Below are 26555 nucleotides of genomic sequence, written 5' to 3'. Positions count from 1 at the left end.
TTGAAAGGATCAGAAAATCACCGCTCGACTCACAATTTGTAGGCGGTGCGGAAGCCGCCCCAGTGCCGGCCGCGGACGCGGATCGGTACGTCGATCTCGCGCATCATGACGGTGTTGCCGTTGCCCATGTCGCGCGCGTAGCTCTGGATCAGATACGGCCGCTGGTTGCGGCCCGCGGCGAGCCCGGCCGGATCGTTGAAGATGCGGCGGTTGCGGCTGTTGGCGGTGTTGAAGGCTGCGTCGCCCGGCCGCTGCGGATGCGAATAGATCCGGTTGTGCACCGGCAGATAGCCGTTGCGATCGATCGCGACGCAGAACGCCATGCGCTGGTCCTTGACGAGGAAGGCCTCCTGGAACGAAGGCAGCACGCGCTCGGCCCAGTCGAGAATCCGGCTGCGGTGCTGCTGCGGATTGGTGCCGGGGATCTCGACATAGTTGGTATCGAACATGTCCTCGAGCGTGATCTCGCCGCGCGCGACAGCGCTTTCGAACATCCGGTTCAGCTCGGTGCCGGCTTCCATGGCGCGGGTGACGAACTCGTTGTTCTCCTCGTGCAGCGCCCAGAGCTTGTCCTCGATCTTCTCGCGCAGCTCGGCATTGGGCGCATCGAACCGCGCCTGGGCGCCGGCCTTCATCTGCTCGGTGACGCGCAGGCGGCACGGGCCGACGTCCTCCAGCACGGCGTCGAACCCCTCGTTCACGGCGAGACGGCTCGCGTCGGGGCCGGTGATCAGCACGCCGTCGTTGGCAATCTCGTAGACCGCGGCCGTGATCGCGCGGGCGCCGGATTTGATCTCGAGCTTGAGATGGCAAGGCAGGCGCTCGCTGCCGCTGCGCACGGGCCGATCGCCCTGGCGCAGCAGCACGGCACAGCGCGCCTTCAGCTTCTGGGCGTACATGGTTACGGCGCGCCCGGCGTTCGTGACGCGCTCGCCATAGCTCTCGGCCTGCTGGGTGGCGCTGCTGATGTCAGCGGCGCTGTCGACCACCGAGGATATGAACTGCGAGGCCTGCGCCGCATTGTTCGACATCTCGCCGGTGGTCTGGTTCTGCTCGGCGACGGCGCCGTTGACGTTGGTGAAGACCGGGCGGATCGCCTCGATCGCCTGGGCGATGCGGTGGACGGCGTCGGCCGAGCCGGCGGCGTCCTTCTGCAGTGCCTCGATCTTGCGGGTGATCTCCTCGGTCGCGTTCTGGGTCTGGACGGCAAGCGCCTTGACCTCCGTCGCCACCACCGCGAAGCCGCGGCCGGCTTCGCCGGCGCGAGCGGCCTCGATGGTCGAGTTGAGCGCGAGCAGGGTGGTCTGGCGCGCGATCTGGGAGATCAGGTTGACGACGTTGCCGATCGCCGCCGAGGACTCGCGCAGGCGGTCGACGTTGGCCCGGGCTTCTGTGGCGGCGGCGCTGGCCTGGTCGGCGAGCTGGCCGCCGTCCTGGACCTGGGCACGGATACCGTGGGCGGACTGGGTCACCTTCTCTGCGGCGTGGGCGAACGTCGCCGCCGTTCCTTGCGCGGCGCTGCTGCGGCCGTTCAGCGCATCGGCGCGCTGGCGAATGTCCATCAGCGTCCCCGCCGTCGCCTCGGCGCCGCTGGCGACCGCATCGGCGGCGCGCTCGAGCTGGCGAATCATGCCGCCGAGTTCCAGCTCCAGCAGGTCGAGGATGGCCTTGGCCGAATCGGCATCCGACGACGCCGGCGGCTCCGGCGCGGCCACCGGTTTCGGTTCAGCCACCGGATCGGGCGCAGAGGGTCGTCTTGCAAGGAAACCAAACGCCATGGGGCGGCCCCGGTGCGGTGAAAAGGTGCAGAGGGGCGGCATCGTTGCACTTGACTGTGAAGCCGTGGTTAACATTTGGCTTATGGTGCAGGGCAGCCAACCGGCTCTTCGAAGGGGGCGGCCACCCTGAATCCACCTCAAATCTTTGATTTTGACGATTCCCGGCCTATAAGGCCGCGCTTCCCCCACCTGATCCCTACGATTTCAAGAGACCTCGCATGGCCGGCCATTCCCAATTCAAGAACATCATGCATCGCAAGGGCCGGCAGGATGCGATGAAGTCCAAGCTGTTCGGCAAGCTGGCGCGCGAAATCACCGTCGCCGCCAAGCTCGGCACGCCGGACCCGGCGATGAACCCGCGGCTGCGGGCCGCCGTGGTCGCCGCCCGGGCCGAGAACATGCCCAAGGACAACATCGAGCGCGCCATCAAGAAGGCGCTCGGCGGCGAAGGCGATAATTACGATGAGATCCGCTACGAGGGCTATGGCCCGGGCGGCGTCGCCGTCATCGTCGAGGCGCTCACCGACAACCGCAACCGCGCCGCCTCCGACATCCGCTCCTACTTCACCAAATCCGGCGGCAATCTCGGCGAGACCGGCTCGGTGTCGTTCATGTTCGACCGCGTCGGCATCATCGAATACGACCGCAGCGTCGCCTCGGATGACGCGGCGCTGGACGCCGCCATCGAGGCTGGCGCCGACGACGTGATCTCGGGCGAGGGGGGGCACGAGATCTATGCCTCGCCGGAGAGCCTGCGCGAGGTCGCCAAGAATCTCGAGGCCAAGTTCGGCGAGCCGCGCAAGGCGGCGCTGACCTGGAAGCCGCAGAACACCGTGGCGGTCGACGACGAGACCGCCGAGAAGCTGTTGAAGCTGATGGATCTGCTGAACGAGCACGACGACGTCCAGAACGTCTATGCCAATTTCGAGATCTCGGACGCGCTGATGGCGAAGATGGGCGGTTGACGGACGCTCAACCACGTCGTTCGTCCGTTCCGTTTATGTTTCCATCGGTGTGGCGCAAGGCTATCTCTATCCCATGAAAGCCCAGCCGATTCGCGCAGCCGTCCGTATCATTGGGATCGATCCCGGCCTCCGCCGCACCGGCTGGGGGGTGATCGAGAGCGAGGGCAACCGGCTGATCTATGTCGGTTGCGGCTCGGTGGAGCCGCCCGACGACCTGCCGCTGGCGAGCCGGCTGCTGGCGATCCATGAGGGGCTTTCGGCCGTGCTCGGCCGCTTTGCCCCGATGGAAGCCGCGGTCGAGCAGACCTTCGTCAACAAGGATGGTGTTGCGACCCTGAAGCTCGGCCAGGCCCGCGGCATCGCCATGCTGGCGCCGGCCATGTTCGGGATTTCGGTGGCCGAATACGCCCCCAACCAGGTCAAGAAGACCGTGGTGGGCGCTGGCCATGCCGACAAGGGCCAGATCGCGGTGATGCTGAAGATCCTGCTGCCCAAGGCCGAGCCGCCGTCGGCGGACGCAGCGGACGCGCTCGCCATCGCCATCACCCACGCCCATCACCGCCAGGGCCAGGCGCTGCGCATGAAGGTGGCCGGGCTATGATCGGCAAGCTCAAGGGGCTGATCGATTCCACCACCGAGGATTTCGTCATCCTTGACGTCGGCGGCGTCGGCTATCAGGTGCACTGCTCGGCGCGGACGTTGCAGGCCTTGCCGTCGCCGGGTGAAGCCGCCACATTGTCGATCGAGACCTATGTGCGCGAGGACCAGATCAAGCTGTTCGGTTTTCGCTCGGACGTCGAACGGGAATGGTTTCGCCTTTTGCAGACGGTGCAGGGCGTCGGCGCCAAGGTCGCCCTCGCCGTGCTCGGCACGTTGCCGCCGGCCGATCTCGCCAACGCCATCGCGCTGCGCGACAAGGCGGCGGTGGCGCGCACGCCGGGCGTCGGCCCCAAGGTCGCCGAGCGCATCGTGACCGAGCTGAAGGACAAGGCACCGGCCTTCGCCGATGTCGATCCCGGCGTGGTCAGGCTGTCCGGTGCGATCGAGGAGCAGCGCGCGCCGCAGCCCATCGCGGATGCCATCTCCGCGCTCATCAATCTCGGCTACGGCCAGCCGCAGGCGGCCGCCGCGATCGCGGCAGCATCTCGCGCGGCCGGCGACAAGGCCGAGACCGCGCAACTCATCCGCCTCGGCCTCAAGGAGCTGGCGAAATAGGCTATCGTCGCTCGGCCGGGCGAGCAGAAGGACAATCATTTCCCCCATGGTGAGCAAGAAGGACAAGGAGCTGATCGAGGCGGCCGCATCAGCGGTCAAGAGCCGCTACCGCAACGACTGGCAGGAGGTCGGCGCGGCCGTGCGCACCCGCGACGGCCGCATCATCACCGGCGTCAACATCGACGCCTATCTCGGCCGCAACGCCGTCTGCGCCGAGGCGATCGCGATCGGCCGCGCCATCACCGAGCACGGCGATCACGGCATCGAGACCATCGTCGCGGTGCGTCATCCCAAGCCGGGTGAGCCCGGCGAGGTCGCCGTGGTCTCGCCCTGCGGCACCTGCCGCGAGCTGATCCATGACTACGATGCGAAGGCGCGTGTCATCGTGCCGTCGAACGGCAAGGGGCCTGCGGCGGTGACGATCGGCGAGCTGCTGCCGAACAAATACAGGCGCGGCAACGAATGAAGCCGCCTGCGCGCATGGTCAGTCCGGAGCGGCGCTCCGACGATGTCGGTGACACCGCGCTGCGTCCGCAGCAGCTCTCCGAGTTCGTCGGCCAGCAGCAGGCGCGTGCCAATCTGTCGATCTTCATCGAGGCGGCGCGCAAGCGCGGCGAGGCGCTCGACCATGTGCTGTTCGTCGGTCCTCCTGGTCTTGGCAAAACCACCTTGGCCCAGATCGTCGCGCGCGAGCTCGGCGTCGGCTTCCGCGCCACATCGGGCCCGGTCATCGCCAAGGCCGGCGATCTGGCGGCGCTGTTGACGAACCTCGAAGAGCGCGACGTGTTGTTCATCGACGAGATCCATCGTCTCAGCCCGGCGGTCGAGGAGGTGCTCTATCCTGCGATGGAGGATTTTCAGCTCGACCTCATCATCGGCGAGGGACCGGCGGCCCGCTCGGTGAAGATCGACTTGTCGAAGTTCACGCTGGTCGGCGCGACGACGCGCGCAGGCCTGCTGACAAATCCGCTGCGTGATCGTTTCGGCATCCCGATCCGGCTGAACTTCTACACGGTCGAGGAGCTGGAGGGCATCGTGACGCGCGGTGCCCGCGTGCTCGGCGTTGGCATGACCGCCGACGGCGCCAACGAGATCGCGCGCCGCGCCCGCGGCACTCCGCGCATCGCCGGCCGGCTGTTGCGCCGGGTGCGTGACTTCGCCTCGGCGGCGAACGCCAGCGCGATTGATCGCTCCATCGCCGATCACGCCCTGAGCGCGCTCGAGGTCGATGCCGCCGGGCTCGATGCAATGGACCGGCGCTATCTCTCGACCATCGCCCTGAACTACGGCGGCGGGCCGGTCGGCGTCGAGACCATGGCGGCGGCGCTGTCGGAGCCGCGCGACGCGATCGAGGACATCATCGAGCCCTATCTGATCCAGTGCGGCTATCTGCAGCGCACGCCGCGCGGCCGGCTGTTGACCTCGCATGCGTTCCGGCATCTCGGCATGGCCGAGCCGAACCGCGATCCCAGCCAGTTCGGCCTGTTCGGCAGTGAGGACGATGCTTAACGAATCTGCTGACAATCTGCACGGACGCACCCGAAATCGGTTGCAATGATCGAAGAAGGATTGCGTGCGAGGAGTTCGTCCATGCTGTCACGCCGTCGCTTTCTGTCATTCTCAGGCGGTCTTGCCGCGACCGGTTTTTCGACTGCGACCTATGGCGTCGGCGTCGAGCCGCTCCGCCTGGGCGTCACCGACTATCACATCCATCCACGCAACTGGCCGGCTGGGCTAAGACTGAAGATCGCTGCGATCGCCGACATCCACGCTTGCGATCCCTGGATGTCGCTGGCGCATATCGACGGGATCGTCCAGCGGACCAACGCGCTGCAGCCGGATCTGATCGTCCTGCTCGGCGACTACGTCGCTGGTCATCGGCATCACATCGGACGCATCGACGCTTCGGAGTGGGCGCCGGTGCTCGGCGGCCTCAAGGCGCCGCTGGGCGTGCACGCCATCCTTGGCAATCATGATTACTGGGATGATCGAACCGTGCAGCGCGATGGCCGCGGCGCGCCGTATGCCCAGAAGGCGCTCGAGGCCGCCGGCATTCCTGTCTACGAGAACGACGTCGTGCGTCTCGCCAAGAACGGCCATGCCTTCTGGCTCGCCGGCCTCGGCGATCAGCTGGCCTACATGCCGGCCAGGCGCTTCCGGTCCGTGCCGCGGATCGGCATCGATGATCTCGCGAGCACGCTGCGCAAGGTGACGGACAGCGCGCCGGTGATCCTGCTGGCGCATGAGCCCGACGTTGCGCTCCGGGTGCCGTCGCGGGTGGCGCTGCAGCTCTCCGGGCATACGCATGGCGGGCAGGTTCGTGTGCTCGGCTGGTCGCCGGCCGTTCCCGCGCGCAATGGCGTCAATCTGGCCTACGGCCACATCCGCACCCAATGCGACGTGATCGTTTCCGGCGGCCTCGGCTGCAGCATCATGCCAGTCCGGATCGGCATGCCGCCGGAGATCGTGCTGGTCACCGTCGGCAGGGAACCCGTCGAGGTGACGTCCTAGCCTGCTCTTGCTAGCCTGCTCTTGCGCTGGCCGTTGAACTGGGCGAAACGATCGCCATTTCCGACGATCGAGGGCTTCCCTTGACCCACCAACATCTCGACGGCGAGATCCGCGACGGCCGCCACCACATGCAGGTGCGGGTCTACTACGAGGACACGGATTTCTCCGGAATCGTCTATCACGCCAACTACCTCCGCTTCATGGAGCGCGGCCGCACCAATCATCTGCGGCTGATGGGCGCCGAGCAGCACGCGCTGTTCGCAGAGGCAGAAAGCGAGATGCCGGGCTTCGCTTTCGTCGTGCGCTCGATGACGCTCGACTTCCTGCGGCCGGCGCGCATGGACGACGTGCTCGACGTCGTCACCTGGCCCGTGGCGGTGAAGGGGGCCTCGATCACGCTGGCGCAGGAGGTCAGGCGCGGCGAGGAGGTGCTCGTCAAGGCCGACGTGAGAGTCGCGTTCATCAGCGGCGGCAGGGCGCAGCCGATACCGAGAGCGCTGCGCGACCTGATGAAGGCGGACCTCGCATAAACTGGTGCTGACGGCCGGACGAGTGGAGGGATGAAGATGTGCCCGCCAGCGATCGCGACCTCGCCGCCGTCCAGTCGGTCACGCCATTTGCGCAGCGGATGCGGCGCGTGGCGGCGGATCACGCTGCGCTGATCCGCCCTACGGACTGCCGCTCAATCAAACCTTGGCCGGAGGCAATCGCGCGTCGAAACCGTCAGTATCGCCCGCCGCTGCGCTCTTGTTGCTTGATCCAATCCGACAGGGTTCGGGGCGTCGATCCCTGTCCGGGGCGCGATGGTTTCGCGGTGGCAGTCCTGTTGCTCCGATTCGTCGTCTCCGTCGGCCCGCGCGGATGCGTCGCGGCATGGGCGCCCGGGACGCCTCTCGGCGCCGTGGCGAGCTTCTCCGCTTCCTCCTTCTCCAGCCGCAGCTTGCGCAGCCGCTCCATCTTCTCGCGCTCCGGATCGACGGGCGGCGGTGGCAGCTCGCGCTGGCGGGCTTCCTCGGCGGAGATCAGCAGACCCATGATGGCGCTTTCGCCGAGGGCCTTGCAGGCTTCGAGGCGGTGCAGACCTTCGATCAGGACAAAATGGTCCTTGTCGCGGCGGACGAGGATCGGCTCGCGCTGGCCGACCTCCAAAATGCTTTCGGCCAGCGCGTCGACCGCGTCCTGCTTCAGCGCCTTGCGCTTCCTGTCGGGGACGTGGATCTTGTCGATGGGGAAGCTTTCCGGTGCGGACACAGTCGAAACTCCGTCGTGGGCGCGCGCCGTCCAGCGCCAGGGTCGGAGGGGGCACGATCCCCCGATCCGCACGGCAGCGCGGAGCGGAGGCAGACCGGGCACGCGCGGCTACAATAGAGACATTCGCCATCTCGCCGCAAGGAGCGGGTGACGGGGCGGAATGTCTCCTGTCAGACGGCAAGGTGAATCATGCGACTGTGATGGGCGCCCCATCGGTCGCGCACGAAAGTCGCTTGCGCGTCAATTCATGCTGCTATGCTGCACCGCTCATACAGGAGGACGCCGCTCATGACGACACGCACGCTCGTTGCCGCGCTGGCCGGGATTGCCCTCGCGTTGCCCGCCGCTGCCCTCGCGCAGGAACCGCCGGTCGAGGAGCAGCTCGTCAATGCAATGAACAAGGTGTTCGGCGTGCACGCCGGCTTTCGCGCCAATCACGCCAAGGGCGTCGTGGTCGAGGGCAAGTTCAAGCCGTCGACCGAGGCGGCGACCTTGAGCAAGGCTTCGCTGTTCAGCGGTGGCGAGATTCCGGTGACGGTGCGGTTCTCGGACTCCACCGGCGTGCCGAACCTGCCGGACGGCTCCGGCGACGCCAATCCGCACGGCATGGCGGTGAAGTTTCATCTCGCCGACGGCAGCGACATGGACCTCGTGATCAACTCGCTGAAATTCTTCCCCGTCTCGACCGCTGCGGAGCTGCGCGATTTGTTCCTGGCGATCGCGGACTCCGGACCGAACGCGGCCAAGCCGACCAGGCTCGAGCAGTTCATCGCCAGCCATCCCTCGGTGCCGGCGGCGCTCGGTACCATCGCGACGCCGGACAGTCTTGCCGACGAGGCCTATTTCGGCGTCAACGCCTTCGTGCTCGTCAACAAGGCCGGCGAAAAGCAGGCGGTGCGCTGGCAGATGCTGCCGGAGAAGGTCGTGCATATCGACAAGGAGGACGCGGCGAAACGCGCGCCGGACTTCCTGATGGCCGAGCTGCCGGCGCGGCTGAAGCAGGGGCCGGTGACGTTCCGCTTCAAGGCGCAGCTCGCTGCGGCCGGCGACGACACCAAGGATCCGGCCAAGCCGTGGCCTGACGATCGCAAGCTGGTCGAGCTCGGCGTGCTGACGATCGACAAGGCGGTCGAAGACAGCGACGGGGCGCAGAAGAAGCTGCTGTTCCTGCCCGGCCAGCTCACCGACGGCGTCGAGGCGTCGGATGATCCGATGATCGACATCCGCAACGGCGCCTACGCCATCTCGTTCTCCCGGCGCAATCCGTGATGATGACGTGACGCGCGACGCGCGGTGCGGCGGATCAGGCTGCGCTGATCCGCCCGACGGGCCTCAGTCTGTCGTCGTGGCCGAGGCGAGCCCAGCCATGATGCTGCGCGCCGCGGGCGGCGCTTGTGCCGATGACCGGACGATTTGGCGGCGAGCTCAAATCCGTATTTCCGGTCGCGATCGGCCGTGACCTAGCTTCGTTCCATCCTGATCGCGATCCAGAACGAACGGGAATGGGGTGCATCTGCGCGGAGTGCAGGATCGGATCGATGGATACGGTCGGGCCTTCGAGCCCGGCGAGCGAGCAGGACACAACCGGCCGCAATTATGGATGCTTCGCGGCGCGCGATCCCGATGAGTTGCCGCAACGTTGACGAAGCCCGGCCTCATTCAGCGCGATTGCGACGGCATTCGCCGCTTTCTCTCCCGATCGATGACGTCGCACAAGCCGCGCGATAACGGCGAAACCAAGAGCAGGGGTTGTCGACACGCGTGGACAGCCGAGCGTCGGCGCGTCGAAGGCGGTGGCGGCCGTGTAGCCGATGTGCCGCCATGTTCGACGCGATGCAATCAGGGCGTGTTGTCGATGCGAAGGCCGACGATCGCGAGGTGCGAGCGATCAGGAAGCATGCCGTCGAGCGCGACGCCGACGCGCTGCGCATCCAGTGAGTTCGGTGCGCACATTCATCTACTAATGAACTCATGAGCCGCGGCGGCATCGCGCATTGCGCTGTTTGTCGCAATCGTGTCGCGCGCTGCTTCTTTTCGCCGGAATCCTGCATCTTGCGTGCAACAGTCAAAGCTGAACTTCGATCGCGTCGGCGTCGCGATCTGCATTCCTTCCGAATGACATTTTTCAATTCAGTTCGCGACACAATCTCACCCTCCTGATGCGGCCGCCGTTTGTTGCGGCACGTGTTCAGGAGTTGTGAGTTCGATGCGTCGCGTATTTGGCGTATGCCTTTGCCTATCTACTTTCGCAGGAAGTACGACATCGGTCTGGGCGACTGATCTCGCCCTGCCTCCCCCGCTCCCGCCGCCTGACGTCTTCGCCTACAGGTGGAGTGGCTGCCATGCCGGCGCGAACGCCGGGATGGCCTGGTCACGCCAGCAGCAGACGTGGACCCAGGTCGCCAATGCCGCCGCCGCGCCCGTTCAGCCTGTGCAGCAGCCGGTCGGCAATGCAAACAACCCGCCTGTGGTCAAGCCGCCTGTGGTCGCAAATCCAGCGCCAAACCCGCCGCCGCCGAACAACCCCGGCGGGAACAACGGCGGATGGAAGCCGCCGCCGCATAAGCCGCCGGGCAAGCCCCCGATCTGTGAGCGCAACGACAAGGGCTGGTGGCAGCCCGGCAAGCAGTATCATGGCGACAAGGATCACGACTGGCCGCACGACAAGCCGTCCTACAAGCCCGATCACGACGGTGGCCATCATTGGCCGCAGGTTGGATCGAAAGGCGGCGACAACAAGTCTTCCTGGCCGTCGGCGCCATCCAAGACCAAGGACGACAACTACAACGACGTCAAATATGGCAGCGGCTGGTTCGACAAGCCTCACGACGACGACCATGGCAAGTCGAGCGGCTGGTCGCAGCTCCATTCGAACGGTTACTCCGACAAATATACTTGGCTGCGACATGACCAGCAGAACGATCATGACAAGCCGGCCACCGGCTGGGGCGCGAAGAAGGACGACGGCTACGACAAGCCGCTTGGCTTCGGCTGGTCGAAGCAGCCGCTGAAGAGCGAACGTGACAGCTACGCCTGGCTGAAGCCGAATGACCGGAACGACGACAAGCATGGCGGCTACGGCTGGGGCGGCAAGCCGCACGACAATGATGACGGCAAGGGCGGCTATGGCGACAAGCAGCCCGACAAGGACCATTGGCAGCAGCAGCACGGCGGCAACTACAATCATGGCGGATGGCCGCATCATCCGGACAAGCCCTGGCCGCCGAAGAATCCCCCGCCGAACAATGGCGGCGGCCAGCCGAACCCGCCGCCGCAGGGCAACAATGGCAATCCGCCGGCGCAGAACCCGCCGGTGACCGGCGGCGGCAACGTGGCGCCGCTGCCCGTCGCGGCCGTGCAGATTCCGACCGCCGTCTCCAGCAATGGCAGCGACGTCGTCGGCGGCCTGCAGCTCGGTTGCGATTACCAGATGGACCGCTTCGTCGTCGGCATCCAGGCGATGGCCGATTTCGGCATCATCAACGCGTCGAGCCCGCTGGGGCCGGCGCTGACGATGAACACGCGGACCAGCAACCTCTACACCGCCACGGTGCGCGCAGGCTATCTGGTGACGCCTGAGATCCTGGCCTATGTGCGCGGTGGCGCGGCGTGGACGCGGACCAACGTTTCGGTCGTCAACACCGCCACCGGACAATCCGCCAGCGTGGCGTTCAACCGCAGCGGCTGGACGGTCGGCGCCGGCGTCGAGTGGATGTTCGCCCGCAACTGGTCGGCCTTCGCCGAATATGACTACGCCGATTTCGGCACCGCGACCGGCACGCTGCCGGGCGCCGCCGCGATCACAGGAGGACCGAACGTCGTCAGCCAGAAGACCCAGCTCCACACGGCGATGATCGGTGTCAACTACCGCTTCGAGATGCTGTCGCGCGGCGCCCGCTGAGGCCCGCGGCGGACGCCACGCCGCCGGTCACGCAACACGGCAAGGCCGCCTGGTTCGTCCAGGCGGCCTTTTCGGTTTTGTGGGCTGGTGCTCAGCTCGCGCGCACCGAGCTGAGGAACTTGCCGACGTCCTCCCTCAGGCGGCTACTGTCACGCGACAGGTGGGTGACCGATGACAGCTTGGTCAGCGTTCCTTGACGCCGGTCAAACCGCGGTGCTGTAGTTGCGCTAGTCTAGCAATAAGCCGTGCCAACGCGGGGAAAGCCGGGAGGAGGGACATGGGGCGTTCGCCCGGGAATGCCCATTCGGATCGCGTCCTGGAGGCCTTGGCCAAGGGGGATGCCAAGGCTGACGGCAGAGCCGATAGCCGAGCCGACCGAGGTGCGCCGGCGGTCTCGGCGCTGGCGGCATCATGGCGCCGCTCCGGCTATCTCCATGCGCTCGATCCCGCCACGCCGAAGCTGCCAGCCCGCCTGACGGCAGCCGAGATCGCGGACGCGCGCGCCCGGCTCGGGCGGCTGCTCGCGATCGCACAGGCGAGCCTCGACCGGCTGTTCCTGGCGGTTGGGGGCGTCGGCTGCTCGGTGCTGCTCGCCGATGCCGAGGGCACGGTGCTCGAGCGCCGCGGCGCCCGCGGGGACGACGCCACCTTCGAATCCTGGGGCCTGTGGACCGGCGCGGTGTGGAGCGAGCGGCACGAGGGCACCAATGCCATCGGCACCTGCCTGGTCGAGAAGCGGCCGCTGACCATCGACCGCGATCAGCACTACCTGTCACGCAACGCGCGGCTGTTCTGCACCACGGCGCCGATCTTCGACGAGCACGGCCAGCTCAAGGCCGCGCTCGACGTCTCGTCCTGTCGCGCCGATCTGACCGAGGGTTTCAGTCGGCTGATCGCGACCACCGTCGCGGATGCCGCGCGCCTGATCGAGGCGGAGAATTTCCGCCAGGCCTTTCCGCACGCCCGCATCGTGCTCACGCCGGACAGCGAGCGCGAGATCAACTCATTGCTGGCGGTCGATCGCAACGACCTCGTCGTCGGTGCCACACGGGCGGCGCGCCGTGCGCTCAACCTCTCTCCGTCCGCGCTGGCGCGTCCGGTGCCGGCCGGCGACCTGATCAAGGATGCAACCACCGGGGGCGACGACATTGACGCCGCCGAGCGTGCCGTTCTGAAGCGCGCGCTGGCGCGCGCCGGCGGCAACGTCTCGAAGGCGGCGAAGGAGCTCGACATGTCGCGCGCCACCCTGCACCGGAAGATGAAGCGGCTCGGGCTCGAGCGGTGAACGCGCCGCGGCTGTCGAATCGCAGCCAACATGTCGCAGAACTGCGACACTTCCTCGGACGCGCTCGTTGCGGCCTCTGGTCTGTCGCGCCTGTTTGATCGAGCCTCTCTCCAACGCCGTGTGCATCGGCGTGAATGGGAGAGAGAGATGACCAAGGTTGACGTCAATGCGGCGTTCAAGCCGCCTTTCGCTGCGCGTTACGACAACTTCATCGGCGGTGCCTGGAAGGCCCCCAACGCCGGCAAATATTTCGACAACATCTCGCCGATCACCGGCCAGCCGGTGTGCGAGATCGCGCGCTCCGATGCCTCCGACATCGAGGCAGCGCTCGACGCCGCACATGCCGCCAAGGACGGCTGGGCGCGCACCAGCGTCACCGAGCGCGCGATGGTCCTCAACCGGATCGCCGACCGCATGGAGGCCAATCTCGACAAGCTGGCGCTCGCCGAGACCTGGGACAACGGCAAGCCGATCCGCGAGACCACCGCCGCCGACATCCCGCTCGCCATCGATCACTTCCGCTATTTCGCCGGCGTGATCCGGGCCCAGGAAGGCTCGATCGCCGAGATCGACCACGACACCATCGCCTATCACTTCCATGAGCCGCTCGGCGTCGTCGGCCAGATCATTCCGTGGAATTTCCCGATCCTGATGGCGGCGTGGAAGCTCGCGCCCGCGCTCGCCGCGGGCAACTGCGTCGTGCTCAAGCCGGCCGAGCAGACCCCGGCCTCGATCCTCGTGCTGATGGAGATCGTCGGCGACCTGCTGCCGCCGGGCGTGCTCAACGTCGTCAACGGGTTCGGCTTAGAGGCGGGCAAGCCGCTGGCCTCCTCCAACCGCATCGCCAAGATCGCCTTCACCGGTGAGACCTCGACAGGGCGGCTGATCATGCAATACGCCTCGCAGAACCTGATCCCGGTCACGCTCGAGCTCGGCGGCAAGTCGCCCAACATCTTCTTCAAGGACGTCTGCGCCGAGGACGACGACTTTCTCGACAAGGCGATCGAGGGCTTCGTGATGTTCGCGCTCAACCAGGGCGAGGTCTGCACCTGCCCGAGCCGCGCGCTGATCCACGAATCGATCTATGAGCGCTTCATGGAGCGCGCGCTGCAGCGTGTCGGCGCGATCGTGCAGGGCAGCCCGCTCGATCCGGCGACCATGATCGGCGCGCAGGCCTCCGCCGAGCAGATGTCCAAGATCCTGTCCTACATCGACATCGGCAAGAACGAGGGCGCGCAGCTCCTGATCGGTGGCGAGCGCAACGTGCTCGGCGGCGATCTCGCCGGCGGCTACTACGTCAAGCCGACGGTGTTCAAGGGGCACAACAAGATGCGCGTGTTCCAGGAGGAGATCTTCGGCCCCGTGGTCTCGGTCACGACCTTCAAGACCGAGGACGAGGCGCTGGCGATCGCCAACGACACGCTCTACGGCCTCGGCGCCGGCGTGTGGAGCCGCGACGCCAACACCTGCTACCGCTTCGGCCGCAATATCCAGGCGGGGCGTGTCTGGACCAATTGCTATCACGCCTATCCGGCGCATGCGGCGTTCGGCGGCTACAAGCAGTCCGGCGTCGGTCGCGAGACCCACAAGGTGATGCTCGACCACTACCAGCAGACCAAGAACATGCTGGTCAGCTACAGCCCGAAGAAGCTCGGCTTCTTCTAGAGCTGGGGGCAGAGCCGGTCGGGCATGAGCGCCCCGACCGGCTTGCTCTTTTGACGGCATGTCAGCCGGTCGCCCGAAAGCGTCCGGCTGGCTCGCGATCTTCAGTCCAACTGCGCCAGCAGCGCATCGCGTGCCTCGGAAATGCGTCGATAAAGTTCATTGCTGCCGCCGGCGTCGGGATGCGCGGACTTGGCCAGCCGGCGGAACGCAGCTTTGATGTGTGTAGCCGTCAGCATACCCTGCAGGGGTAGCTCGAGGATTGCGCGAAAGGCGTCGTCGTTCTGGTCGCGCGCGAGCCGATCCCACAGGGCGCGACGCGCGGCCCGCGCCTCGATCCGCAACGCATCCTGATCCTCGCGCCAGCGTCGTTGCGACATCACGAGGCAGGAGCCGAAGACGATGCGGCCGTGGGTCTCCAATTCGTCGAGGCTGAACGGCCCGACGACGTCGTAGGGTGGCGCGAGCCGTGCGAGCCGTCCCGTTGCGCCGTCGGTGATGGAGCCGAGCCGGACCGTGTCGACGATCCCTATCGACCCATTCCAGATCACCCATTCGGCGGCGCTCGTCATGCTGCTGAACTCGTCGATACGGCCTCCCTCCGCAGCGCAGGGGAGTGCCCGGCGTTTGTTCCCATCTTCGATGGGCCGATCAAGCCGGCGACCGGGCCTGCTTGACAGGACCGACGTCGACCTGAATCTCGCCGCCTTCGACCTGCAGCGGGTAGCCGTGCAGCGCGTTGCGGACGAGATGCGTGACGCACTTGCCGTTCACGCCGTCGAAGCCCCATTGATGGTGCGGGCAGGTGATGGTCTTGCCGTCGAACGTCGCCTCGGTCAGCGGCACGTCGGCATGCGGGCAGCGGCCGCGATAGGCCTTCAGCTCGCCGCCGTGAGGCCAGAGCAGCAGCACGCTCTTCTTGCCGACCTGGTACAGGCCCATGCCGCCTTCGGTCATGGCGCTTGTCGGACAGACTGCGGTGAAAGCCATGGGATCGCCTGCTGATTGGTGCCGTCAGGCAGGCTCACGCAAATTCCGGACCAGCGAAAAGCAGCAACAAACAGCGGGTCGTTGTCGCAAACGCGACACGCCGGTGGACGGCGCGGACCTATTTGCGGCCGAGCGCGGCGAGGAATTCCGCTTGGGGAATGAACAGGCCCAGGGCGCGCACCAGGCCGCGGCCGAGATCGCACAGCAGGTCGCCCTTGCCGAGCAGGCGCTCGGCGCCGGGCTCGTCGAGCATTCACCGCATTGGCGACCTTGAGACGGACTTTCAAGGGCAGGTTCGTCGTTCCGGCCTTGATGCCGTCGCCGAGTTTGACGACGCCTGCGCCGTTCAGAACCTGATAGAGCGCGTCCAGCGGTTCGTTCCAAGAAGAACGCCGCCCGTGAGGGCGGCGTTGCCGGGAGGCTTGGTAGAAGCGAAGCGGCCGATTTCTACTCCTTGCGCTCGGAGGTCCAGCCCTTGTACTCGCCGACATTGTCGCGCGTGATCAGCTTGGACGGCAGCAGTTCGACGGTCGAGGCCGGCTTCTGGCCGTTGAGGATGTTGACGCCGATCTGCACGGCCCGGCGCGCCATGAAGAACGGGTCCTGCGAGGCCGAGGCCTGGATCTGCTGCGAGGCCGGATCCTTCAGCGCGGCTTCGATGTCCGGGGCGCCGTCGACCGCGGTGATGATGATGCCGGCGCGCTGCTGCTGACGCGCGGCGAGATCAGTGCCGATCGCCTGGGGATCGTTGATGGCGAAGATGGCGTCGATCTTCGGGAAGCGGGTGAGATAGCCCTGCGTCACCGTGAGGCCGCCCTCGCGCGAGCCCTTGCCGTCCTGGTCGCTGGAGAGAACCTTGATGCCGGGAGCCTTGGCGAACACGCTCTTGCAGCCGTTGACGCGGTCGATCACCGCCGACACCTGCGGCCCGTTCTCGATGATGACGTCGCCTTTGCCGCCGAGCTTGTCGACGATGTACTGGCACGAGATCTCGCCGGCCTGCACGTTGTTGGTCGTCACGGTGGCGTCGGCGCCCTCGGCCGCGGTGTCGACCGCGACGACGAGGATGCCGGCCGCCTGCGCCTTCTTGATGGCGGGGCCGATCGCCTTGGGATCTCCCGGGTTGAGCAGGATCATGTCGACGCCGGCGGCGATGAAATTGTCGATCTGGGTGACCTGCTTGCCGAGATCATATTCGAAGCCGACCGCGGTGATCTTGACGTTGGGATTGGTCTTCTTGGCCTCGAACTCGGCGCCCTTCGACAACGCGACGAAGAACGGGTTGCCGAGCGAGCCCAGCGACACGCCGATCGATTTCAGCTCCTTGGCCGATGACGGCGCGGAGCTCATCACGAGCGCCAGCGCGGCACCGGCTGATAACATCGACTTGACCATGTGTTTCCTCCCTGGTCCTTCCTGTTCGTCTACGCACGGCGGACCAGTGGCCGTGGAAGAATCCGTTGCGGCGGGCTCTGGTGATGCCCGCCATATTGTCTCAGGTGCGGGCCGAGCCCTGCAGCCGGTAGCGGTCGAGCGCGACGGCGCCGATGATCACGAGGCCCTTGATGACGTATTGCCAGATGTCGGACACGCCGACCAGGATGAGCCCGTTCGACAACACGGCGATGATGAGAGCGCCGACCAAGGTGCCCCAGATCGAACCGATGCCGCCGACGAAGGACGTGCCGCCGAGAATGACCGCGGTGATGGCGTCGAGCTCATAGGACTGGCCGAGTTGCAGGCCGTTCGCCGCATAGAGCCGCGCCGCCTGCATGCCGCCGCCGAGGCCCGCGAGCAGGCCGGACATGCCGTAGACGAAGATCAGCACGGCCCAGACCTTGATGCCGGCGAGCCGCGCCGCGCTTTCATTGCCGCCGACGGCATAGATGTGCACGCCGAGCACGGTCCGGCGCAGGATCAGCCAGGAGCCCAGGATCACCAGCAGCGCGATCACCGACAGCCAGGGGATCGAGACGGCGCCGGGGATGATCGTCAGCGAGGCGTTGCCGATGAAGGCGTAGGGAATCGACGGGTTGAACACGGTGGTGTCGCCACCCATCAGGCGGGCGAGACCGCGCACCGCCGTGAGCGAGCCGAGTGTCACGATGAAGGGCGGCAGCCGCAACAGCGCGATCAACGCGCCATTGATGACGCCGAAGGCGAGGCCCGTCAGCACCGCGGCCGGCAGCCACAGCGCGCCGAGATCGGGCATCTTCGACAGTGTCAGGCCGGCCATTGCAGCCGCGGCGAGGATCGAGCCGACCGACAAATCGATGCCGCCGGTCAGGATGACGAAGGTCATGCCGGCGGCGAGCACGGTATTCACCGCGGCCTGCTGCAGCACGATTCCGAGATTCTGTCCGGTGAAGAAGCGTCCTTCGGACAGCATATGGAAGCCGACGCAGAGGATGAGCAGCACCGGCAGCATGCCGGCGGCGCGGATCATCAGCCGCAGCCGCTGCTGCTTGTTGTCCGATGCCGCGAGGCTCGGTGCCGGCGCGGCCTTGATCTGCGCTGGCGCGGGCTTGACTTGAGCTTGGCTGTTGTCAGGCATCGACGTGCTCCGTCCCGGTGGCCAGCGCCATGATGTCTTCCTGGGTGATGGGTGATGTCGCGCTCTGCTGCAGGTCGCCGACCAGATGTCCCTCGCGCATCACCAGCACGCGGTCGCAGATGCCGAGAATCTCCGGCAGGTCGGACGAGATCACCAGGATTGCGGTGCCGGACTTGGCGAGATTGTCGATGATCGAGTAGATCTCGGACTTGGCGCCGACATCGACGCCGCGGGTCGGCTCGTCGAGGATCAGGACCTTCGGCGCGGTCGCGAGCAGGCGTGACAGCAGCACCTTCTGCTGATTGCCGCCCGACAGGCCGCCGACGGTGACGCCCGGATTGGGGGCGCGAATGCCCAGCGCGCTGAACGCCTCGTCGGCGCGTGCGCGCGCCTTGTCGCGGTCGAGAAGGCCGCCGAGCTTCGCGTCACGCCCGATCACGGCAAGGTTGATGTTGTCGGCGCAGGACATGTCGAGGAACAGCCCGAGCGCCTTCCTGTCCTCGGTCAGATAGGCGATGCCCGCATCGAGCGCATCGCGCGGCGTGTCGATGCTGACCTCCTCGCCGTCGAGCTCGATGTGTCCCGTCGTCTTCGGCGCAGCCCCGATGATGAGATGCGCGAGCTCGGTGCGCCCGGCGCCGATCAGCCCGGCGAGGCCGACGACCTCGCCGGCGTGAACGGTCAGCGAGCAGTTCTTGACGCGATGGCTGTCGCCGAGATCGACCGCTGTCAGAACGGGACGATCGCGCTTGGCGTGCGGGTCGTGGTCTTTCTTGTAGAATGACGACACGTCGCGACCGACCATCATGCGGACGATGCTGTCGGCGCGGATCTCCGGCTTGTCCAGCGACCCGACCAGCCGGCCATCGCGCAGCACGGTGACGCGGTCGCCGAGCGCATAGACCTCGTCCATGCGATGCGAGATGTAGATGATGGCGAGCCCTTCGGCGCGGAGCTGGCGGATCAGCGCGAACAGCTTCTCGCTTTCGCCGGCCGACAGCGAGGTGGTCGGCTCGTCCATGATCAGGATCTTGGATCGTGCATGCAGCGCGCGGGCGATCTCCACTAGCTGGCGCTGGCCCATCGACAACTCGGCCACCAAGGTGGAGGCTGTGAAATCGGCGCCGAGCCGGTCCAGGATCGGTCCAGCGCCCTCGCGCATGGTGCCGCGCGCGAGCAGGCCGCTCTGCGACAGCTCGCGGCCGAGATAGATGTTTTCGGCGACCGTCAGGTTCGGTGCCAGCGACAACTCCTGGTAGATGATCGAAATGCCGGCGTTGCGGCCGCCCATCGGCCCTTCGATGCGCACCGGCCGGCCCTCGATGCGGATCTCACCGCCGGGATCCGGGCGATAGGCGCCGGAGAGAATCTTCATCAGCGTGGATTTGCCGGCACCGTTTTCGCCCATCAGCGCATGGACTTCGCCAGCGTAGACGGTGAGGTCGACCTTGTGCAGGGCCTTGATGGTGAAGAATGACTTCGACACCCCGCGCATCTCGAGGATCGGACCGCTCATCGTGCCTCCCAATGCACGTCGTCTTGTCGTCCGCGGCTCGTTGATCGCTGGCGCGGGAAGCCATTAAACTAGAGGCTGTTGCCGAATACAATATGAAAGAGACGCCGCTGCAACACGTCGCGGCGACGGCAGCTCGGAGATGCGTTCAGCTCGGCCGACGATAGAGCTGTCGCCAGCGCGGCCGCCGCTCGGCATAGGCTGCCGACAGCGCGACGTCCGGAGCGAAGGTCCGCACGCGCGCCGGCGGCGTGCAGACCGCGCCGATGTCCTCGCCGGTGACGGCAAGACGTGCCAGCCGCGCCGCGCCGAAGGCGGCGCCGGTCTCGCCCTCGGCCAGCCGATGAACGGGAATGTCGAGGACATTCGCCAGGATCGCGAGCCAAAGGTCGGAGCGCGATCCGCCGCCGATCGCATCCGCCTCGGCAATCACAAGGCCGGTTTCCGTCAACGCGTCGCGGCAGTCGGCCAGGGCGAAGGCAACGCCCTCGAGCACCGCCTGAACGATGGCGTTGCGGTCGGTGGCATGGCTCAGGCCGTCGAGCAGGCCGCGGACATGGGGATCGTCATGCGGCGTCCGCTCGCCCGCAAGATAGGGCAGGAAGCTGACCGGCGATGGCATGGCGGGCCGGGTGCCCAGCGGCGCAAGCAGCTCGGTCTCGCTCGCGCCGAGCAGCCGCGCGACCCAGGCGAGGCATGAGGCCGCCGACAGCATCGCGCCGGCCTGCAGCCACATCGCTGGGATCGCATGACAGAAGGTGTGAACGACCCGCTCGGGATTGGCCGTGACGGTGTCGACCGGCGTGATCACGGCGCCGGACGTGCCGAGCGTGATGAACGTGGCGCCGGGCCGGATCGCGCCGATGCCGACGGCGCCGGCCGGGTTGTCGCCGGCGCCTCCCGCGATGGTTGGGCGCTTCGTCATGCCCCAGCGTTCCGCGAGGTCGCTGCGCAACCGACCTGCCGGCGCGCAGCCTTCGACCAGGCGCGGCATCTGCGCACGCGAAAGGTGCGTGGCGGAAAGGCCCTCGTCCGACCAGTCGCGCCTGGTGACATCGAGCCAGAGCGAGCCGGACGCATCGGACATGTCCTCGATCGCCTCGCCCGACAGCACCAGCCGGACATAGGCCTTCGGCTGCAGAACCAGCCGCGTGGCCGCGAAAATCTCCGGCTCGTGCGCCTCGATCCACATGAGCTTCGGCGCGGCGAAGCCGGGCATCGCCTTGTTGCCGGTGATCTTGCGCAAAGCGGGCCAGCGCTGTTCCAGCGCGACGCATTCGCGCTCCGACCGGCCATCGTTCCAGAGAATGCACGGCCGCAACGGATTCATGGCGGTATCGAGCAACACCGGGCCATGCATCTGGCCCGACAGGCCGATGGCTTCCACCGCCGCCACCGCGCCGGGATGATCGACCTTGAGCGCATCGAGCGTGGCGAACACCGCGGCGATCCATGCGGCGGGGTCCTGCTCGGCCCAGCCCGGTCGCGGCACGTCCATCGTCAAGGCGCGGCTGCGGCTCGTAACGACGCGCTGCGCAGCATCGACGATGATCGTCTTGACCGCGGATGTTCCAAGATCGATGCCGAGATACATGACGCCTCACGCCTGCGTGCGCAATGACGGATATGGAGTGGAGCGATACCAGACTCCTGATAGCCTTGTCATCCGAACGCGAGTCATCGCAGCGCGCCGAGGCGAGATCATTTTCAAGGAGTCGAGACATGGAGCCATCTGACCAACCAGCCGAACGGGCGTCGCGTCTCGTCGGACACTACGCGCTGGTGACGGGCGCAACGCAAGGCATCGGCCGCGCGATCGCGGTGCGGTTCGCCGAGGAGGGCGCGCATGTCGCGATCAATTTCGGCGGTCCGTCGCCGTCCGGCGACGAAACCCTGGCGCTGGTGCAGGCGGCCTCCGCCGCTCACGGTCACGGCGCACGTGATCATTTCGCCGTGAAGGCCGACATCGGCGTCGAGGCCGAGATCGCCGAGATGTTCGAGACGGTGCTGAGGCGGTGGCCCAGGCTCGACTGCCTGGTCAACAATGCCGGCTTCCAGCGGGAATCGCCCAGCGAGGCGCTCGACGTCGACACGTATCGCAAGATTCTCGAGGTCAATCTCAACGGCGCGGTGCTGTGCGCGCGCCATGCGCTGGCGCATTTCGTCGCGCGCGGCGGCGGCAACATCATCAATACGTCGAGCGTGCACCAGATCATTCCGAAGCCCGGCTATCTCGCTTATTCGATCAGCAAGAGCGCGATGGCGGGCCTCACGCGGACCCTGGCGCTCGAATTCGCCGGGCGCGGCATCCGCGTCAATTCGGTCGGGCCGGGCGCCGTCGACACGCCGATCAACGCGGCTTGGACCGGGGACCCGGCCAAGCGCGCGGCGGTCGAGTCCCACATTCCGATGGGGCGGGTGGCGAGCCCGGAAGAGATCGCCGGCGTGTTCGCCTTTCTCGCCTCGGCCGAGGCGAGCTACATCACCGGGCAGACGATCTATGCGTGCGGCGGCATTACGCTGTTCGGCGAATTCCGAGACAATTGGGCGAGCTGATCCGGCGCCAGCATCGGTCTTGCGCGCCGTGCGCTTGCCATCATTCGCATTGTCGTCGTCGTGGTGAGGTTCTCTTAAGCATCCGCCGCGCATGGCAGCCCTTCGCGGGTGCAGCGAGATTTCGTTAAGGCGTGGGTACGAGAGTGCGCGCGCCTGGCGAACTGGAATTGCGATGCATCGATTGGACCCGGACATTCGTCGCGATCTCGCGCATCTGCTGTACAGCTCGATGCCGCTGGTCGGGACGATCTCGGCCGCCGCCGTCGTGATCGGCAGCGTGATGGCCTGGGTTGCGCGCGATCCGGGCTACGCCGCGATCACGGTGATGCTGCTGGTGATCGGTGCCCTTCGTGTGATCAAGCTGCGGATGTTCGCCGCGCGCTTCGATCGGCTCGATCACGATGGCATCATTCGCTGGGAACGCCTCTACGGCCTCGGCGCCGCCGCCTTCGGTCTGGCCGTCGGTGCGTTGTCGGCACGCGCGTTTCAGATCGGCGACGGGCCCGGCATCTGGATGTGCTTCGGCCTGTCGATGGCCTTCTGCGTCGGCATCGTGTCGCGCGTCAGCCCATGGATCGTCATGACCTCCTCGGCGGTGCTGCTGATTCCGACCGTGGTGGCCTGCCTGATGCAGCCCGAGCCGGTGTACCGGATGGGCGCCGGCATGGTGGTGCTGTTCTGGATCACGCTGCGCGGCACGTCCTATCGACTCACGGCCGCCTTCACCGAGCGGATCACGGCGCAGCAGGCCTTGGCGCGGCAGGCGCTACGCGATTTCCTCACCGGCCTGCCGAACCGCGCCGCGTTCATCGCCGCACTCGGCCGTTGCGATCGCCCCGTCGCCATCATCGCGGTCGATCTCGACGGTTTCAAGCTCGTCAACGACCAGTTCGGCCATCAGGCCGGTGACGAGCTGCTGCGTCAGGTCGGCGCACGCCTGCAGGACTGTCTCGGGGACGCCGGCCTTGCGGCGCGGTTCGGCGGTGACGAATTCATGCTGCTGCTGCCTGCGGTGGGACGTGACGCCGCGCTCGTGCTGGCGCAAGCCGCGGTGACGGCACTGTCGCAACCGTTTGTCTTGACCGGAATGCGCGTTCAGATCAGTGCCAGCGCCGGCATTCTGGTTACCGATGATCGGCAGGCCGACACGGAGTCTCTGCTCGACCAGGCCGATCGCGCGCTCTATGCGGCCAAGCGCGCCGGCGGCCAGCGATGGTGCTGGGCTGACGAGCACATCGCCGTTGCCGTCACATGCACGGCAAGCAGCGAGGCGCCGACGCTGGCGCTCGCGGACTAGCAGCATGCCTGACCGTTCCATGCGGACGCTGGCAAGCTCGGACCGCGGCCGCTAGTGTGATCGGCAGAAGCCGACGAACGGCATGATGTCAGGAGGAGCGGCCGATGCGGAGCATCAGGATCGGCGCCGGAGCGGGCTATTCCGGCGACCGGATCGAGCCTGCGGTGGAGCTCGCGGCGAAGGGCGGCCTCGACTATCTCGTGTTCGAGTGCCTGGCGGAGCGCACGATCGCGCTGGCGCAGCAGGCGCGCATGAAGGATCCGGCCGCCGGCTATGATCCGCTGCTGGCGGCGCGCATGCAGGCCGTGCTGCCGATCTGCCGCGCCAACAACGTCCGTATCGTCACCAACATGGGTGCGGCCAATCCGGTCGCCGCGGCCGAAGCCACCCGCACCATCGCGCGCCGGCTTGGACTGGCGGGGCTGAAGATCGCGGCCGTGACCGGCGACGATGTTCTTGAGCCGTTGAAGACAGCGGATGTCGTGCTCGACACCGGCGACACGATCCGGGCCCTCGGCAATCGGGTCGTCTCGGCCAACGCCTATGTCGGGGCGGGCGCGATCGCGGAGGCGCTCGCGGCCGGCGCGGATGTCGTGATCACCGGGCGCGCCGCCGACCCGGCGCTGTTTCTCGGACCTCTGATCCACGAGTTCGGCTGGGCCCTGGATGATTGGGACCGGCTCGGGCAGGGCACCGTCGTCGGTCATCTGCTCGAATGCGCCGGGCAGATCACCGGCGGTTATTTCGCGGACCCCGGAGTGAAGGATGTTCCCGATCTCGCCCGGCTCGGCTTTCCGATCGGCGAGGTGCGCGAGGATGGCGAACTGATCGTGACCAAGGTCGCGGGCTCCGGCGGCTGCGTCACGCCGGCGACCGTGAAGGAGCAACTGCTCTATGAGATCCACGATCCCGAGCAATATTTCCAACCCGACGTCGTGGCGGATTTCTCGCAGGTGACCGTCGAGGAGCTTGGTCCGGACCGGGTCAGGGTGGTCGGCGGCCGCGGCCGGCCGAAGACGGGACTGTTGAAGACCTCGGTGGGCTATCTCGATAGCTATGTCGGCGAGGGGCAGATCTCCTATGCCGGCCCTGGCGCAGTCGCGCGTGGCCGCCTCGCGCTCGATATCGTCCGTGAGCGCCTCGCACTCATCGGCGTGGCGGTGAACGAGCTGCGCTGCGACCTGATTGGGATGAATGCGCTGCATGGCGACGATCGCGGACAAGTCGCCGAGCCCTACGAGGTGCGCGTTCGTGTCGCCGGGCGGACCGAGACGATGGCGGAGGCGGTCCGCATCGGCAACGAGGTCGAGACGCTCTACACCAATGGCCCGGCCGGCGGCGGCGGCGCCTGGAAATCGGCGCGCGAGGTGATCGCCGTCGTTTCCTGTCTCGTTCCCGAGGACGTGCCGCAGCTCTGCGTCGGCATGCTGGTGGCTTGAGCTTTCGAGGGCTTCACGGATCGCTCCCGGCAGCGCAAGCTGGTGGTCATGGTTGCGATGCCTGAGAACAGCGAGAATTCAGTCCATGTATGACGTCATTGTCGTCGGCGGCGGCTCGGCGGGAGCGGCCGTCGCTGCGCGCCTGTCGGAAGACTCCCAGACGCGGGTCCTGCTGCTGGAAGCCGGCGCCGACTGGCGCGCGGACGACGCGCCGTGGGAGATCGTGACGCCCAATCCGATTCCGATCATCCATGATCGCGCCTTCCAGGAGAAATGGCAGTGGCCGCAGCTGATGTCCCGCCGCGTCGCCGGGCAGGACATGCGCTTCTACTGGCGTGGCAAAGGGCTGGGCGGCAGCTCGATGATGAACGGCCAGATCGCGATCCGCGGTGTGGCCGATGCGTTCGACGAATGGGCGGCCAATGGCTGTACGGGATGGTCAGCCAAGGAGGTCATGCCGCTGTTCTCGGTGATCGAGGACGATCTCGCGCTTGGCGATCGCGAGGGGCACGGTCGCGGCGGCCCGCTTCCGGTCTACCGCGCACCGCCTGACAAGTGGGGCCCGATCGACCGCGGCTTGCGCGATGCTGCGCTGGCGAGCGGCTATCCCTGGTGCGACGATCTCAACGGGCCCGACGGCGAAGGCGTCGCCTGCTATCCGATCAACAGCCGCAACGGCCGTCGCATCTCCACCAACGAGGCCTATCTGGAGCCGGCGCGCGGCCGTTCGAACCTGGAGATCCGCGGCCGGGCCCTGGTCGAGCGGCTGCTGATCAGCGACTTCAAGGTCACCGGCGTGCGCGTCCATATCGACGGCGAGGGCGTCAAGGAGATCGCGGCGCGCGAGGTCGTCCTGTGCGCCGGCGCCATCCACAGCCCCGCGATCCTGCTGCGCTCGGGGATCGGCCCCGCGGCGGATCTGCAGGCGATGGGGCTTGCCGTCGTGCGCGATCTTCCCGTCGGCCGGCACTTCTTCGATCACCCGCTGTTCCGCACCACCATTCAGTTGCGTGAGGAGCTGCGTCCGACCGATCGCGATACGCGCCATACCAATTGCTGCGTCACTTACTCATCGGGCCTTGCCGGCGGCGGCAAGCGCGACATGATCCTGATCGCGTTCAATCACCGCGGCATCGGGATCCCCGGCGCGATCGGCGCCGGCCTGTTCAACGCCTTCTCACGGGGCACGCTCAAGCTCGCCTCGACTGATCCGAGCGTGGATCCGATCGTCGAGGAGAACATGCTGGCCGATCCGCGCGATATCGCGCGGATGCGTGACGCGGTGAAGCGGCTGGCGCTGATCACGGTGCAGCCGGCGCTGCGCGACATCGCCGACTGGATTCGCCTCGGCGATACGGAGCTCACGCTGCCGCAGGCGGCGGCGCTGCCCGATGCCGAGCTCGATGCGCTGCTGCGCCAGGTCACCGGCGACATCCAGCACGCCGCGGGGAGCTGCCGCATGAGCGGCTTCAACGATGACGATGGCGTGGTCAATCCGGATGGCACCGCGAAGGGGATCGCGGGGCTTCGCGTCGCCGACGCCTCGATCATGCCGTCCGACTGTCGCGCCAACACCCACTTGACGACGGTGGTGATCGGCGAGGCGATCGCGCGGATGATGCGAACGAGCCGATAGGC

Annotated in this window: 24 protein-coding genes; 15 read left to right on the top strand and 9 right to left on the bottom strand. The window is 66.9% G+C overall.

Going from position 1 to position 26555, the window contains the following annotated elements:
- Positions 1 to 29: 29 nt before the first annotated feature.
- Complete coding sequence (locus QX124_RS09595; RefSeq protein ID WP_315797018.1) at positions 30 to 1778, bottom strand: methyl-accepting chemotaxis protein; 1749 nt, start codon at positions 1776 to 1778, stop codon at positions 30 to 32.
- A gap of 218 nt (positions 1779 to 1996) precedes the next feature.
- Here QX124_RS09595 and QX124_RS09590 point away from each other — a divergent pair, with 218 nt between their 5' ends.
- From QX124_RS09590 to ybgC, 7 genes are all read left to right on the top strand, one after another.
- The gene (locus QX124_RS09590; protein ID WP_315797017.1) at positions 1997 to 2743 is read left to right on the top strand and encodes a YebC/PmpR family DNA-binding transcriptional regulator; all 747 of its coding nucleotides are present in this window, start codon (positions 1997 to 1999) and stop codon (positions 2741 to 2743) included.
- A 73-nt stretch (positions 2744 to 2816) separates the two neighbouring features.
- The gene (gene ruvC / locus QX124_RS09585) at positions 2817 to 3344 is read left to right on the top strand and encodes a crossover junction endodeoxyribonuclease RuvC (protein WP_315775405.1); all 528 of its coding nucleotides are present in this window, start codon (positions 2817 to 2819) and stop codon (positions 3342 to 3344) included.
- Entirely contained in the window at positions 3341 to 3958 is a 618-nt protein-coding gene (gene ruvA, locus QX124_RS09580; RefSeq protein ID WP_315775404.1) for a Holliday junction branch migration protein RuvA, read from the top strand. Before ruvC ends, ruvA begins: the two co-directional genes overlap by 4 nt.
- Before the next feature lie 46 nt (positions 3959 to 4004).
- A complete protein-coding gene (locus QX124_RS09575) occupies positions 4005 to 4424 on the top strand; it encodes a cytidine deaminase (RefSeq protein WP_315734375.1) in 420 nt (139 codons plus the stop codon).
- Positions 4421 to 5467 (top strand): Holliday junction branch migration DNA helicase RuvB, encoded by a 1047-nt coding sequence (gene ruvB, locus QX124_RS09570; protein WP_315797016.1) that lies wholly within the window; start codon positions 4421 to 4423, stop codon positions 5465 to 5467. The genes QX124_RS09575 and ruvB overlap by 4 nt, the downstream gene beginning before the upstream one ends.
- Before the next feature lie 81 nt (positions 5468 to 5548).
- Entirely contained in the window at positions 5549 to 6469 is a 921-nt protein-coding gene (locus QX124_RS09565) for a metallophosphoesterase (RefSeq protein ID WP_315797015.1), read from the top strand.
- An 80-nt stretch (positions 6470 to 6549) separates the two neighbouring features.
- Positions 6550 to 6999: a tol-pal system-associated acyl-CoA thioesterase gene (ybgC, locus tag QX124_RS09560; protein ID WP_315734369.1), complete on the top strand. Its 450-nt coding sequence runs from the start codon at positions 6550 to 6552 to the stop codon at positions 6997 to 6999.
- A gap of 193 nt (positions 7000 to 7192) precedes the next feature.
- On the opposite strand, the gene QX124_RS09555 is transcribed toward ybgC, so the two are convergent.
- On the bottom strand, positions 7193 to 7720 hold the full coding sequence (locus tag QX124_RS09555; protein WP_315775402.1) for a ParB N-terminal domain-containing protein: 528 nt from the start codon (positions 7718 to 7720) through the stop codon (positions 7193 to 7195).
- 288 nt (positions 7721 to 8008) lie between these two features.
- On the opposite strand from QX124_RS09555, the gene QX124_RS09550 reads away from it, so the two are divergent.
- The 4 genes from QX124_RS09550 (at position 8009) to adh (ending at position 14571) form a co-directional block, all read left to right on the top strand.
- Positions 8009 to 8989, top strand: coding sequence for a catalase family peroxidase (locus tag QX124_RS09550; protein ID WP_315797014.1), 981 nt, complete (start codon positions 8009 to 8011; stop codon positions 8987 to 8989).
- 1093 nt (positions 8990 to 10082) lie between these two features.
- Positions 10083 to 11621 (top strand): outer membrane protein, encoded by a 1539-nt coding sequence (locus QX124_RS09545; RefSeq protein ID WP_315797013.1) that lies wholly within the window; start codon positions 10083 to 10085, stop codon positions 11619 to 11621.
- A 277-nt stretch (positions 11622 to 11898) separates the two neighbouring features.
- Positions 11899 to 12906, top strand: coding sequence for a helix-turn-helix domain-containing protein (locus tag QX124_RS09540; protein ID WP_315797012.1), 1008 nt, complete (start codon positions 11899 to 11901; stop codon positions 12904 to 12906).
- A 147-nt stretch (positions 12907 to 13053) separates the two neighbouring features.
- Positions 13054 to 14571, top strand: a complete 1518-nt coding sequence (gene adh / locus QX124_RS09535) for an aldehyde dehydrogenase (protein WP_315771753.1) — start codon at positions 13054 to 13056, stop codon at positions 14569 to 14571.
- A 101-nt stretch (positions 14572 to 14672) separates the two neighbouring features.
- Here adh and QX124_RS09530 read toward each other — a convergent pair whose 3' ends face one another.
- The 7 genes from QX124_RS09530 to xylB all read right to left on the bottom strand — a co-directional run bounded on the left by QX124_RS09530 (position 14673) and on the right by xylB (position 21219).
- A complete protein-coding gene (locus QX124_RS09530) occupies positions 14673 to 15140 on the bottom strand; it encodes a J domain-containing protein (RefSeq protein ID WP_315797011.1) in 468 nt (155 codons plus the stop codon).
- 79 nt (positions 15141 to 15219) lie between these two features.
- Positions 15220 to 15558 carry a Rieske 2Fe-2S domain-containing protein gene (locus QX124_RS09525; protein ID WP_315734353.1) on the bottom strand — a complete coding sequence of 113 codons (339 nt, stop codon included), beginning with the start codon at positions 15556 to 15558 and terminating at the stop codon, positions 15220 to 15222.
- A gap of 118 nt (positions 15559 to 15676) precedes the next feature.
- Positions 15677 to 15811 (bottom strand): hypothetical protein, encoded by a 135-nt coding sequence (locus QX124_RS09520; protein WP_315797010.1) that lies wholly within the window; start codon positions 15809 to 15811, stop codon positions 15677 to 15679.
- Positions 15812 to 16005: 194 nt separating this feature from the next.
- Positions 16006 to 16953, bottom strand: coding sequence for an ABC transporter substrate-binding protein (locus tag QX124_RS09515; protein ID WP_315797009.1), 948 nt, complete (start codon positions 16951 to 16953; stop codon positions 16006 to 16008).
- Between the two features lie 100 nt (positions 16954 to 17053).
- Positions 17054 to 18112, bottom strand: a complete 1059-nt coding sequence (locus QX124_RS09510; protein ID WP_315797008.1) for an ABC transporter permease subunit — start codon at positions 18110 to 18112, stop codon at positions 17054 to 17056.
- The gene (locus QX124_RS09505) at positions 18105 to 19628 is read right to left on the bottom strand and encodes a sugar ABC transporter ATP-binding protein (RefSeq protein WP_315797007.1); all 1524 of its coding nucleotides are present in this window, start codon (positions 19626 to 19628) and stop codon (positions 18105 to 18107) included. Before QX124_RS09505 ends, QX124_RS09510 begins: the two co-directional genes overlap by 8 nt.
- A 145-nt stretch (positions 19629 to 19773) precedes the next feature.
- Positions 19774 to 21219 carry a xylulokinase gene (gene xylB, locus QX124_RS09500; protein ID WP_315797006.1) on the bottom strand — a complete coding sequence of 482 codons (1446 nt, stop codon included), beginning with the start codon at positions 21217 to 21219 and terminating at the stop codon, positions 19774 to 19776.
- Positions 21220 to 21347: 128 nt separating this feature from the next.
- Between xylB and QX124_RS09495 the strand changes: the two genes are divergently transcribed.
- The 4 genes from QX124_RS09495 to QX124_RS09480 all read left to right on the top strand — a co-directional run bounded on the left by QX124_RS09495 (position 21348) and on the right by QX124_RS09480 (position 26553).
- On the top strand, positions 21348 to 22181 hold the full coding sequence (locus QX124_RS09495; protein WP_315797005.1) for an SDR family oxidoreductase: 834 nt from the start codon (positions 21348 to 21350) through the stop codon (positions 22179 to 22181).
- A gap of 172 nt (positions 22182 to 22353) precedes the next feature.
- Complete coding sequence (locus tag QX124_RS09490) at positions 22354 to 23478, top strand: GGDEF domain-containing protein (RefSeq protein WP_315797004.1); 1125 nt, start codon at positions 22354 to 22356, stop codon at positions 23476 to 23478.
- 104 nt (positions 23479 to 23582) lie between these two features.
- Positions 23583 to 24917, top strand: coding sequence for an acyclic terpene utilization AtuA family protein (locus QX124_RS09485; RefSeq protein ID WP_315797003.1), 1335 nt, complete (start codon positions 23583 to 23585; stop codon positions 24915 to 24917).
- An 85-nt stretch (positions 24918 to 25002) separates the two neighbouring features.
- Positions 25003 to 26553 carry a GMC family oxidoreductase gene (locus QX124_RS09480; protein WP_315797002.1) on the top strand — a complete coding sequence of 517 codons (1551 nt, stop codon included), beginning with the start codon at positions 25003 to 25005 and terminating at the stop codon, positions 26551 to 26553.
- Positions 26554 to 26555: the final 2 nt, after the last annotated feature.

Source organism: Bradyrhizobium sp. SZCCHNRI3043 (assembly GCF_032377735.1).
GTDB lineage: Bacteria > Pseudomonadota > Alphaproteobacteria > Rhizobiales > Xanthobacteraceae > Bradyrhizobium.
Note: the sequence above shows the minus strand (reverse complement) of the source record. Positions and strands in the feature narration are given on the sequence as shown.

Coding starts and splice junctions, on each gene's coding strand:
- QX124_RS09575 (WP_315734375.1), top strand. CDS start 4,005: ATGGTGAGCAAGAAGGACAAGGAGCTGATCGAGGCGGCCGCATCAGCG.
- QX124_RS09565 (WP_315797015.1), top strand. CDS start 5,549: ATGCTGTCACGCCGTCGCTTTCTGTCATTCTCAGGCGGTCTTGCCGCG.
- QX124_RS09490 (WP_315797004.1), top strand. CDS start 22,354: ATGCATCGATTGGACCCGGACATTCGTCGCGATCTCGCGCATCTGCTG.
- ruvA (WP_315775404.1), top strand. CDS start 3,341: ATGATCGGCAAGCTCAAGGGGCTGATCGATTCCACCACCGAGGATTTC.
- QX124_RS09590 (WP_315797017.1), top strand. CDS start 1,997: ATGGCCGGCCATTCCCAATTCAAGAACATCATGCATCGCAAGGGCCGG.
- QX124_RS09495 (WP_315797005.1), top strand. CDS start 21,348: ATGGAGCCATCTGACCAACCAGCCGAACGGGCGTCGCGTCTCGTCGGA.
- QX124_RS09545 (WP_315797013.1), top strand. CDS start 10,083: ATGGCCTGGTCACGCCAGCAGCAGACGTGGACCCAGGTCGCCAATGCC.
- QX124_RS09485 (WP_315797003.1), top strand. CDS start 23,583: ATGCGGAGCATCAGGATCGGCGCCGGAGCGGGCTATTCCGGCGACCGG.
- QX124_RS09525 (WP_315734353.1), bottom strand. CDS start 15,558: ATGGCTTTCACCGCAGTCTGTCCGACAAGCGCCATGACCGAAGGCGGC.
- QX124_RS09530 (WP_315797011.1), bottom strand. CDS start 15,140: ATGACGAGCGCCGCCGAATGGGTGATCTGGAATGGGTCGATAGGGATC.
- QX124_RS09510 (WP_315797008.1), bottom strand. CDS start 18,112: ATGCCTGACAACAGCCAAGCTCAAGTCAAGCCCGCGCCAGCGCAGATC.
- QX124_RS09550 (WP_315797014.1), top strand. CDS start 8,009: ATGACGACACGCACGCTCGTTGCCGCGCTGGCCGGGATTGCCCTCGCG.
- ruvC (WP_315775405.1), top strand. CDS start 2,817: ATGAAAGCCCAGCCGATTCGCGCAGCCGTCCGTATCATTGGGATCGAT.
- QX124_RS09520 (WP_315797010.1), bottom strand. CDS start 15,811: ATGCTCGACGAGCCCGGCGCCGAGCGCCTGCTCGGCAAGGGCGACCTG.
- QX124_RS09515 (WP_315797009.1), bottom strand. CDS start 16,953: ATGGTCAAGTCGATGTTATCAGCCGGTGCCGCGCTGGCGCTCGTGATG.
- adh (WP_315771753.1), top strand. CDS start 13,054: ATGACCAAGGTTGACGTCAATGCGGCGTTCAAGCCGCCTTTCGCTGCG.
- ruvB (WP_315797016.1), top strand. CDS start 4,421: ATGAAGCCGCCTGCGCGCATGGTCAGTCCGGAGCGGCGCTCCGACGAT.
- QX124_RS09595 (WP_315797018.1), bottom strand. CDS start 1,778: ATGGCGTTTGGTTTCCTTGCAAGACGACCCTCTGCGCCCGATCCGGTG.
- QX124_RS09480 (WP_315797002.1), top strand. CDS start 25,003: ATGTATGACGTCATTGTCGTCGGCGGCGGCTCGGCGGGAGCGGCCGTC.
- xylB (WP_315797006.1), bottom strand. CDS start 21,219: ATGTATCTCGGCATCGATCTTGGAACATCCGCGGTCAAGACGATCATC.
- QX124_RS09505 (WP_315797007.1), bottom strand. CDS start 19,628: ATGAGCGGTCCGATCCTCGAGATGCGCGGGGTGTCGAAGTCATTCTTC.
- QX124_RS09540 (WP_315797012.1), top strand. CDS start 11,899: ATGGGGCGTTCGCCCGGGAATGCCCATTCGGATCGCGTCCTGGAGGCC.